Origin of the sequence: Alteromonas sp. AMM-1, assembly GCF_047290655.1 — a bacterium.
In the GTDB taxonomy this organism is placed as follows: Bacteria; Pseudomonadota; Gammaproteobacteria; order Enterobacterales; family Alteromonadaceae; genus Alteromonas; species Alteromonas mangrovi.
In genome coordinates this window covers 1-6,481 of the sequence record NZ_JBLBUE010000183.1, presented here as the reverse complement: position 1 = coordinate 6,481, position 6,481 = coordinate 1, and the positions used below count along the sequence as shown (strand labels likewise).

General features: G+C 44.8%; 7 protein-coding genes. 3 read left to right on the top strand and 4 right to left on the bottom strand.

Annotated features, from left to right (window positions below):
- Positions 1–86: 86 nt before the first annotated feature.
- The 4 genes from ACLR2L_RS17840 to ACLR2L_RS17825 all read right to left on the bottom strand — a co-directional run bounded on the left by ACLR2L_RS17840 (position 87) and on the right by ACLR2L_RS17825 (position 4,580).
- Positions 87–2,525 carry a putative bifunctional diguanylate cyclase/phosphodiesterase gene (locus ACLR2L_RS17840; RefSeq protein WP_413370074.1) on the bottom strand — a complete coding sequence of 813 codons (2,439 nt, stop codon included), beginning with the start codon at positions 2,523–2,525 and terminating at the stop codon, positions 87–89.
- Between the two features lie 130 nt (positions 2,526–2,655).
- Entirely contained in the window at positions 2,656–3,330 is a 675-nt protein-coding gene (locus tag ACLR2L_RS17835; RefSeq protein ID WP_413370072.1) for a ChrR family anti-sigma-E factor, read from the bottom strand.
- Entirely contained in the window at positions 3,323–3,934 is a 612-nt protein-coding gene (locus ACLR2L_RS17830; RefSeq protein ID WP_140961638.1) for a sigma-70 family RNA polymerase sigma factor, read from the bottom strand. The genes ACLR2L_RS17835 and ACLR2L_RS17830 overlap by 8 nt, the downstream gene beginning before the upstream one ends.
- Before the next feature lie 70 nt (positions 3,935–4,004).
- Positions 4,005–4,580 (bottom strand): LON peptidase substrate-binding domain-containing protein, encoded by a 576-nt coding sequence (locus ACLR2L_RS17825; protein ID WP_413370069.1) that lies wholly within the window; start codon positions 4,578–4,580, stop codon positions 4,005–4,007.
- A gap of 171 nt (positions 4,581–4,751) precedes the next feature.
- On the opposite strand from ACLR2L_RS17825, the gene ACLR2L_RS17820 reads away from it, so the two are divergent.
- The 3 genes from ACLR2L_RS17820 to ACLR2L_RS17810 all read left to right on the top strand — a co-directional run.
- A complete protein-coding gene (locus tag ACLR2L_RS17820) occupies positions 4,752–5,183 on the top strand; it encodes a nuclear transport factor 2 family protein (protein WP_413370067.1) in 432 nt (143 codons plus the stop codon).
- Positions 5,180–5,893, top strand: coding sequence for an SDR family NAD(P)-dependent oxidoreductase (locus tag ACLR2L_RS17815; protein ID WP_413370065.1), 714 nt, complete (start codon positions 5,180–5,182; stop codon positions 5,891–5,893). The genes ACLR2L_RS17820 and ACLR2L_RS17815 overlap by 4 nt, the downstream gene beginning before the upstream one ends.
- Before the next feature lie 13 nt (positions 5,894–5,906).
- Positions 5,907–6,481, top strand: a 575-nt coding sequence (locus tag ACLR2L_RS17810; RefSeq protein WP_413370063.1) for an FAD-dependent oxidoreductase, incomplete at its 3' end; no start/stop codon positions are given.

Below are 6,481 nucleotides of genomic sequence, written 5' to 3'. Positions count from 1 at the left end.
TCTCGCCAGGGCGTTTTTGCTTCTGCTATCAGAACAGTTTGCTTTCAAAAACAAAGCATAGAACGCAATGCAATTGAGTCAGGCGCTTAATCGCGCACAGGATATGACCCGCAAAATTCAATGAAATCTCCCACTGGCAAAGGCTTGCTGTACAAATATCCCTGTACCTTCTGGCATTGCTCAGCAGCCAGAAACGCGGCCTGTTCTGTTGTTTCATCCCCCTCGGCTACAATTTCACGTCCCGGTTCCCTGCCCATTTGAATAATACTTCGCGTGAGTGCGCAACTTGATGATTCCTTGGGGATTTGAGCGATAAAACTTTTATCAATTTTCAATACATCAAAGGGCAACGTGTTTAGATAGGCCAATGAAGAATACCCCGTACCAAAGTCATCCAAGGCCAACGAAAAACCCGCCTGTTTAAAACTAGTTAGCGATTGCGTATCCATATCCAACAATGCATTCTCTGTTAACTCCAGCTCAAATTGTGTGGCAACCAGCCCGTGAGCAGTTAATAGATTCAAAAGATCACTAAGAAGCAATGAATCTGACATATCCCTGGCCGATAGATTGACTGCAATAATGAGTTTATCTCTCAGCGCAGCTGGCATCTGAATAAGCGCTTCACAGGCCTTTGCAAATACCACCCGGGTAAGGGCACTCATTAAGCCAGCACTTTCAGCTACCGGGATAAAGATATCCGGCGTTATCCATCCCAGTGCTTTGCTCTGCCATCGGGCTAACACTTCTGCGCCGGTAATATGGTTAGCATGCAACGAAATTTGTGGCTGCCAATACACTTCAATTTCATTCTCGGTTAACGCCTCACGTAGCGCAGTTTCAAGTTGCAGGGATTGGCGCCGTGAGTCTGTCATGCCTTGCTTGTAAAGTTTGATATTGCCCTTGCCGAGCCCTTTAGCCCAATAGAGCGCCGTGTCAGCTTGTTGATATATCGTCTTAACATCCTTCGCATGCTGAGGATATACACTGATGCCAATACAACAATTAAGGGGCACCAGGTTTTGCTCGTCTAATCTGAAAGGTTTACTTGCCTCGCGACGTACGGCCTCTGCCAGTTCCTGAGCATGTTCCACTGACGACAAGGAATGGGTCCAGATGGCAAACTCATCGCCACCTATGCGAAACAAACGGCCTTTACCCAGTAAGCAGAATGATAGTCTGTGCGTAAAATCCAGTAGTAATTCATCACCAGCAACATGGCCAAAACTGTCATTGATTTGTTTAAAGTTATCTAAATCAACAATGAGTAACGCTTTGCATATCCCGCCACTGAACGGCTGCAGATCTTTTGCCAGCACATTGTGTAACTGACGCCGATTCGGCAGCGCTGTTAACACATCATGATTCGCCAGAAAGCGTAATTCTTCCCGGGCATGCACCAGTTCAGAGATCTCAGTCAGCGAAAGCGTAAAATGGGATATACCGCCAATTCTATCGATTACTGGCACCAGATTGAGCATGCCATAACGCCGCATCTCTGGTGAAGACCAGTGAATCTCTCCACTCCAACTCTCACCAGATTGCAGAGTTTGTTGCGCAATTTTTCCTGTTTCCGGCGATAAAAATCGTTCCAGTAACTTCTCATTACGCAGTACGCCCTGGTCAGCAGACACAGGATTAACCATATTAACAAGCGCACAATTAGCGTCCACAACAGCAAAATCCATATTCAAAATGGCAATACCTTCACGACTGGTTTCGAACACGGTTTTTGCCTGTCTCAATTGCTGTTCGCGCCGGTCCATTTTTTCAACAATGTCTTTACCGCTCGTAAGCAAGAGGTTCCAGTCTAATAAAGGCTCTTGCACCACTCTTTCCATGCGTTGGCGGCTAAGCAGTAAAAATGTAAATAAGAACAGCCCATAGGTGCAGCCTATGAGTACCTTGCCACTGAAATTGCCAATAATGAGTTCAAAGGTTTCGCTTTGTACACCAAACGCCAACAGAGGAAACAGAATACCATCAGCTATAATGACCAATATAAAGCTCAAGCTGTATGCCAGGCTCAACATTGCGTGCCCTTTAATTTTATGTTTGAAACGGTCAAACATAAAAATCAGCAGATAGAGCTCAATGATGATAAGCACTGCACCCAAAATAATTAACGGAATCGACAATTCGAACAAGGTATCAGGTACATCTAACGCATTGATCACCCGATCGGCCTGAAGGGTTTTCACCACAATGGCAAACAACAGCACTTTAAAAATACCAACGGTGAATACCAGTCGCATAATATTCTGCAAAATAAACACATCGCGCTCTAAAAAAGTCAGGAGCACACATGCCATCATAAAGCCACCATACGCAATGGTGCCGCCAGATAACTTTATGCTATTGAAGAGTTCTATTGAAAAAACAGCGCCAAGAAACCCGCCCATTAACAAGACCAGGCTGACATATATATACAGCGAAACGCGACGAATATGCGGATTCTTCTCCAGTGATAACACTGTAGGGAATGCGCAAAAGAGTATAACTTGAAATAAAAAGTGGCTAACCATGCCAACAAACCCACTACAAGCAGGTTGTTAGCATAGCAGAAATTCGCAAACTTGATTACTTAATGTGCTAGGGCGTGTTTTTAAGAGGAAGGCTTAAATACAGCAGCAAACCAGTGCGTTATACACTGGTTTACCGGAAAAAAAGATGGCTGAACGGGTTCAACAACCGCGCCAGACCCGAGGTAAAATGCAGTGGCTGGTCGACAATACTGAACACCAAACACCCCTCTGGTGCGTCAGATCGAGGCGCATGGGTATGATCGCCTGTCATGTATATTAAGTCGCCAGAATCATAATCGTTTAAACCATCTGAAAATTCGCCGTTAATCACTAACGTCATCTCAGAGCCTCTATGAGTATGTTCGGGTACCGTGCCGCCCTTTTCGATATAGATAAAGTTAGCTACACCGTCGATACCAAGATCTACAGGTGCTTGCCACAATTTACCCACTAAAGAAGACCAGTTGCCCTTCTTCTTTACCAAGCGATGCAGTGTTTTGGGCAATTCAAAAGTTTTACCGTCGAGTTCAATAGCCGTTGAATTCCTGCGCGCCTCAATTTGCGATGCACGTTCTGCTGCGGGCTGCTGTGTGATACTTGCCAGCATTGCATCGAAGTCTGGGTCATAGCTTTGCACTGCTTGTTCTATTTCAGTGTTGGCATAATCTGCAGTCATCATCTCGACCCGGCTTTGACAGCGAGCGCACATATCACAGTGGGCAGATATCATGAGCGACTCGACCGGAGACAAGGTTCCCTTAACAAACTGCTGTAAATGTTCGGGGGTTGGATGAAACTTAATCATATTCGCTCAACATACCTTTCAATCGTTGCAATGCCAATCGGGTGCGTGATTTAACTGTACCCAACGGAATGTCCAGCTCGTCAGCAATTTCCTGCTGCGATTTGCCATCGATGTAAATTGCCTGAATCACCACTTTTTGCTTTTCCGGCAGCTCGTTAAATAAAAGTTCTATCTGGTCCAGTGTAACCTGCTCATCCAGACTGGTTTCATTTTGATCGGGTGTTTGCTCGCACAAAACAGGCCACAAATCATCAGCGCAAATGTCTTCTTTTCGGCTCTGCAGTTTCCGTAGCATATCGAAACGAATGTTTCTGGCGATGGTAAAAATCCAGGTTGAAGGCGACCCTTTTTCAGAATCAAATAAATGCGCTTTTTGCCACACATTGGACATTGTGTCCTGCACTAACTCCATTGCCAGCGCTTCATTGCCTAACTGTCGGAGTGCATACGAACGCAGGCGCGGGGCGAAATACCCAAAAACACGGGAAAAAGAAGCCTTGCATCGCGTCTCGGCAACCTTAATGAGATACTGCGACATTTCTACCGCACACTCTTTTGGCTCTATCGCACTATTTTCATGTTCCAATGGAATTCCAACAAGCATATATGTTCCTGTCAGCAAATTACGACTATGGTATTTTTACTGACAGGTGCAATAAAAAGATCACATAATTTTATTGAACCAGCTCACAAATATAATTTAGCACTTTATCGCAATTTTTCTCGCCTAAAAACGCCTGTTTATTCGCAGCGTCAACGGGCAGTAATTCCAACCAGCGGTAAATAACCCAGATGGGATCGCTAAACTTTAGTTCTGGATACAGCCGGGCTATTTCCGGATATCTATCGTAAATCAATTCAAGCTTGTTGCGAAGCGGTGTTATTTTTTCTTCATCAATTGCGCATCGCCAGTCGTTAATCTCTGCACATTCGCCAATACGAAGACCATCGGCCTGCGTCTGCACGCTTTGGACACTCACACAACACAAGCCTTCTACTTTAATGCCAAGCAACCCATCGTCCAGTAAATCGAAGTCAACGATCTTGCACAATGTACCGATGGGAAAAATGTGATTATTCGATGCCTGATCACCCCGGGAGTTGAGCATGCATAGTACGAAAAAGCCGTTATTCGCGCAGGCTTCTTTTACCATGCGAACATAGCGAGGCTCAAAAATTCGCAATGCCATGTGTCCACCAGGCAACAGATGCGCAGATAACGGGAACAAGGGTATATTGTGGTATTGCATAGGCCTTAGAAACGTTAGTTTGTTGCCGCTTTTACGAACTATTGAACGGTTTGGATCTGCTTTTGCCTTAAAATATCACACAATTGCAGAAAGAATTCGTATGCGATAAAAAAAGTGATCTGCTACTGTTTAAAGCATGTATTAAAGGCAAACATTTCAAGTGATTAAGTCATGTCATTTCAAACACGCTTCACTCAATTCTATGCTGACCTTGCGAACGTCGACATTGACGATCTGGATACCATATATCACCCAGAGACAGTGTTTAAAGATCCGATAGCAACGCATACAGGAATTGAAAGTGTTAAACGCTATTTTGGTCACTTGCTGGATTCCACCCGAGAATGTCGTTTCGAGATTCACCATTTTGCTGAATCTGCTGCACAACAGTCTGAGTATGATGCGATAGTGGAATGGACTATGCACTTAGTCCTTAATAACGCAAATTCACCTATTCACGTCGACGGGGTATCACTACTTAAATTGAAAAACGAGCGGGTGATTTACCACAGAGATTACTACGATATGGGGGAAATGGTTTACGAACACATCCCCATTCTGAAGCGTGTGATCCTCTATATCAAAAAGCGACTGACAAAATGAAAACAATTCTGGTTACGGGTGCCACATCCGGCATAGGAAAAGCCTTTGCCCTTTATGCAGCACGCAACGGTTATTGCGTTATTGCCTGCGGCAGAAATCCACAGGTGCTAGCCGAACTCAGTGCCGAAAATAATATAAACACACTGCAATTTGATGTAACCAATACAGATCAAACCAACCAGGCATTGTCGTCTGTTGCGTTTGATATCGCGGTATTAAACGCAGGCACCTGCGAGTATGTAGATTTACCAGTGTTTGAACCAGCCATGTTCCGACGCGTGTTTGACGTGAATTTTTTCGGCATCGTAAACTGCATTCATGCTCTGCTTCCTCAATGTCAAAGAGGGCACCAACTGGTGATCATCGATTCGATGGCCAGATTATTGCCATTTACGCGCAGTGAAGCCTACGGCGCAAGTAAAGCAGCAGTGCACTACTTATCGCAAAGTCTGAGTGTGGATTTAAAAGATAAAGGCATTATTGTACAGAGTGTGTCGCCCGGGTTTGTCGAAACACCACTTACCGACAAAAATGACTTTGAAATGCCGATGAAAATTACAGCAAGTGAAGCAGCGGTAACACTATTGAAATGCATAGAAGCCAGGCAACAGGCGATTTATTTTCCCACGGTATTTGGCTTAACTCTGCGAACGCTTAGCCATTTACCCCAGCGCGTTAAACGCTGGATTGCATCCAAATTACAACAATAACGGCGACATATTCATGGCAAAACGCATAGCAATAATTGGCACTGGCATCTCTGGCCTAACCTGCGCCTATCTGCTCAACCGACAGCACGACATCACGGTATTTGAGGCTAACGACTACATCGGCGGCCATACCGCCACTAAAGATGTATCGGTGAATGGCCAAACCTACGCCATCGATACCGGCTTTATTGTATTCAACGACTGGACGTATCCCAATTTCATAAAGTTGATGACACAGTTGGGTGTAGCATACCAGGCCACTGAAATGAGTTTTTCAGTACACCACGAGAAAACCAACATTGAATACAACGGCCATGACCTCAATACTTTGTTTGCACAGCGCCGCAATGTACTGCGACCAAAATTCTGGCGAATAGTCAGCGATATCGTACGGTTTAATAAAACCTGTAAAATGGTTTTAGAATCTGAGAAGCCCATTGACGGCATAACACTGGCGGCGTTTATTGCTGAGCATGGATTTAGCGATAGCTTCAGCGAACACTATATATATCCGATGTGTGCAGCGATTTGGTCTGCCAGTCTGGAACAAACCAAAGCCTTTCCGCTGGCGTTCTTTTTAAAGTTCTT